Annotated in this window: 4 protein-coding genes; 2 read left to right on the top strand and 2 right to left on the bottom strand. The window is 71.2% G+C overall.

What is annotated here, in order from left to right; all coding sequences use genetic code 11:
• Positions 1-233: 233 nt before the first annotated feature.
• On the top strand, positions 234-1,286 hold the full coding sequence (locus tag VLF38_RS01780) for an IS110 family transposase (RefSeq protein WP_325269576.1): 1,053 nt from the start codon (positions 234-236) through the stop codon (positions 1,284-1,286).
• A 14-nt stretch (positions 1,287-1,300) separates the two neighbouring features.
• Positions 1,301-1,609, top strand: coding sequence for an antibiotic biosynthesis monooxygenase (locus tag VLF38_RS01775; protein WP_325269575.1), 309 nt, complete (start codon positions 1,301-1,303; stop codon positions 1,607-1,609).
• Positions 1,610-1,612: 3 nt separating this feature from the next.
• Here VLF38_RS01775 and purB read toward each other — a convergent pair whose 3' ends face one another.
• Both purB and VLF38_RS01765 read right to left on the bottom strand, forming a co-directional pair.
• On the bottom strand, positions 1,613-3,031 hold the full coding sequence (purB, locus tag VLF38_RS01770; RefSeq protein WP_325269574.1) for an adenylosuccinate lyase: 1,419 nt from the start codon (positions 3,029-3,031) through the stop codon (positions 1,613-1,615).
• The coding region (locus VLF38_RS01765) for a phosphoribosylglycinamide synthetase C domain-containing protein (RefSeq protein WP_325269573.1) at positions 3,028-3,494 on the bottom strand (467 nt) is incomplete at its 5' end. The genes VLF38_RS01765 and purB, both read right to left, overlap by 4 nt.

The following is a 3,494-nucleotide window of genomic DNA, read 5'->3' as shown; positions in this document are numbered from 1 at the left end:
TCAGTGTCAGGGTGAGGCTGCCGCTGTTGCGGTGGTTGGATCCTGATCATCCGGTGTCTGGCTCCTACGCTCCTTGTCGCCCTGCGGGGCTGATGTACATGCGTTTTGCCGGCATCGGGTGTGAAGGAGCCGGCCGGCGTGACTTGATAGGAGCGTGGCATCGCCCCCACTGAGATGTGTCCGCCGACCGGCCCAACCGTCCAGTCACTTACCAGTGAAGGAGGGCGACCACCATGGTCGTTGTCGGTGCCGACGTACACAAGCGGACGCACACGTTCGTCGCGGTCGACGAGGTCGGCCGGAAGCTTGGCCAGCTGACCGTGAAGGCCGACGGGAAGGGTCACGACAAGGCGATCCGGTGGGCCGAGGTCGAGTTCGGTACGGACCTGGTCTGGGGGATTGAGGACTGCCGTCACCTCTCGGCGCGCCTGGAGATCGACCTGCTCGACGCGGGCCAGACGGTGGTGCGGGTGCCGCCCAAGCTGATGGCCGGCGCACGCCGGTCTTCGCGGGAGCGAGGCAAGTCCGACCCGATCGATGCGCTCGCGGTGGCCCGGGTAGTGCTGCGCGAGCCGGACCTGCCGGTGGCCACCCATGACGAGGCCTCCCGGGAGCTGAAGCTGCTGGTGGACAGGCGCGATGACCTGGTCAAACAGCGCACCGGGGACGTGAACCGGTTCCGCTGGCACCTGCACCGGATCGACCCGAGCGTCGATCCTGCTCCGAAGTCGCTGAACCGGGCCAAGACTCGCGGCGAGCTGGCCGAGCTGCTCGAGCCGATGACCGGGATCGACGCCCGCCTGGCCCGCGACCTACTGGCCGACATCGACCGCACCACCGCGGTGATCAACGCGCTGGAGAAGGAGATCAGCGTCCTGGTCACCGCACAGGCGCCGGCACTGCTGGAGCTGCCCGGCTGCGGCGTGCTCAGCGCTGCGAAGATCGTCGGCGAGACCGCCGGCATCGGCCGGTTCACCCACGAAGCCAAGTACGCCATGCACGCGGGGGTCGCCCCAATCCCGCTCTGGTCCGGAGAGACCAAGGGCAGGGTCCGGATGAACAAGACCGGCAATCGCCAGCTCAACTGCGCACTGCACCGGATCGCGGTCACCCAGATCGGCCGCGACACCCTGGGCCGCACCTACTACCGCAAACGACTCGCCGCCGGAGACTCCGAAACCGAAGCCCTGCGCGCCCTTAAACGACGACTCGCCCGAGTCGTGTTCAACACACTGAAGAACAACCCGTCAACCGCCACCGAGACCTGCGCGCCGGCAGCGGCTTGACATAGGAGAAACGCATGGCCGTCGTGAAGATCAATGCCATCTCCGTCCCCGCGGAGGCGGGCCCCGAGCTCGAGCGGCGCTTCGGCGCCCGGGCGGGCGTCGTCGAGGGGACGCCGGGGTTCCTCAGCTTCCAGCTGCTCCGGCCGACCGCCGGGGAGACGCGCTACTTCGTGGTGACGCACTGGAAGGACGAGGAGTCCTACGCTGCCTGGCGCGACGGCGACGCGCGCGCCGCGCACAAGGGCGAGCACGGGAAGCCGGTCGCCTCTGGCGCCGAGCTGCTGGAGTTCGAGGTCGTGCTGGACGTGCGGCCGTCCGCCTGAGGCCTAGAGGATCGCGCCGGGCGAGTACGACGCGGCGCCGGGGTGGCGGCGTACGAGATCCTCGACCCGGGCGACCACCGCCCGCACCTGGTCGACCGCCGCGCCGGTGAACTCCAGCGGCTCGGAGACCAGCGAGTCGATCTGCTCCCGGGTGAGCCCGAGGCGCGAGTCGGCGGCGAGCCGGTCGAAGACGTCGTTGTCGACCTGCCCCTGGCGCATGTCGAGCGCCACCCCGACGGCGGCCTCCTTGATCGCCTCGTGGCCGACCTCGCGGCCGACCCCGTTGCGGACGGCGGCCATCAGCACCTTGGTGGTCGCGAGGAAGGGCAGGTAGCGGTCGAGCTCGCGCTGGATCACGGCCGGGAAGGCACCGAACTCGTCGAGCACGGTCAGGAAGGTCTGGAACAGGCCGTCGGTCGCGAAGAAGGCGTCCGGCAGCGCCACCCGGCGGACCACCGAGCAGGACACGTCGCCCTCGTTCCACTGGTCGCCGGCGAGCTCGCCGACCATCGACAGGTAGCCACGGGTGATGACGGCGAGGCCGTTGACCCGCTCGCAGGAGCGGGTGTTCATCTTGTGGGGCATGGCCGACGAGCCAACCTGCCCCTCCTTGAAGCCCTCCGTCACCAGCTCGATGCCCGCCATCAGCCGGATCGTGGTGGCGAGGTTGGAGGGCCCCGCGACCAGCTGCACCAGCGCGGAGAGGACGTCGAAGTCGAGGGAGCGCGGGTAGACCTGGCCGACGCTCGTCAGGACGTGGTCGAAGCCGAGGTGGGCCGCGACCCGCCGCTCCAGCTCGGCGAGCCTGTCACCGTCGCCGTCCAGCAGGTCGAGCATGTCCTGGGCGGTGCCCATCGGGCCCTTGATGCCGCGCAGCGGGTAGCGGGCGAGCAGCTCCTCGACCCGCTGCACCGCGATCAGCATCTCGTCGGCGACGGTGGCGAACCGCTTGCCGAGCGTCGTGGCCTGGGCGGCGACGTTGTGCGACCGGCCGGCCATCACGGTGGCCTCGTGCTCCGCCGCCAGCCGCGCCAGCCGGGCCAGGGTCGCCACGGCGCGGTCGCGGAGCAGCTCGAGGGACTGGCGCACCTGGAGCTGCTCGACGTTCTCGGTGAGGTCACGCGACGTCATCCCCTTGTGGATGTGCTCGTGGCCCGCCAGCGCCGAGAACTCCTCGATCCGCGCCTTCACGTCGTGCCGGGTCACCCGCTCGCGAGCGGCGATCGACTCGAGGTCGACCTTGTCGACGACCGCCTCGTAGGCCTCGACCACCCCCTCGGGCACGTCGATGCCGAGGTCGCGCTGCGCCTCGAGCACGGCGATCCACAGCCGCCGCTCGAGCACGATCTTGTGCTCGGGGGACCAGATGGCGGCCAGGTCGGCCGCGGCGTAGCGGGTGGCCAGGACGTTGGGGACGGTCATCGGGTGCCCTCCTGGGCGGGCTCGGCGGGCGCGGCGGGCTCGGCGGGCGCGGCGGGCTCGGCGGGGAGTCGAGTGCGCGGCCCCGTGGCGGATGCGACGCCGAGCGCACTCGACTCGGGCTGGGCCAGGGCCGCGGCCCCCTCCACCACGCCCAGCGGCTCGGCCGCGATGTCCCGGCGCCACTGGGCCCCGGGGAAGGAGATGCTGGCGACGCCCTCGTAGGCCTTCGCCCGGGCGTCGGCGACGTCGATGCCGACGGCGCGCACGGCGAGCACCCGGCCACCCGCGGTGACAAGGCCGTCTCCGCTCACCGCGGTGCCGGCGTGGATGACGTCGACGTCCGGCTCCCCGGCCAGGGTCTCGGTGCCGACGATGACGTCACCCTTCGACGACGACTCCGGATAGCCGGCACTCGCCATGACGACGCTGACGGCGGCGCCCGGCCTCCACCTCGGCTCGGGCA

Origin of the sequence: Nocardioides sp. (assembly GCF_035481145.1) — a bacterium.
In the GTDB taxonomy this organism is placed as follows: Bacteria; Actinomycetota; Actinomycetes; order Propionibacteriales; family Nocardioidaceae; genus Nocardioides.
This window is presented reverse-complemented; position numbering and strand designations above follow the sequence as displayed.

Excerpts from the sequence above, each read along its gene's own strand:
- VLF38_RS01780 (WP_325269576.1), top strand. The coding sequence starts at position 234 with ATGGTCGTTGTCGGTGCCGACGTACACAAGCGGACGCACACGTTCGTC.
- VLF38_RS01775 (WP_325269575.1), top strand. The coding sequence starts at position 1,301 with ATGGCCGTCGTGAAGATCAATGCCATCTCCGTCCCCGCGGAGGCGGGC.
- purB (WP_325269574.1), bottom strand. The coding sequence starts at position 3,031 with ATGACCGTCCCCAACGTCCTGGCCACCCGCTACGCCGCGGCCGACCTG.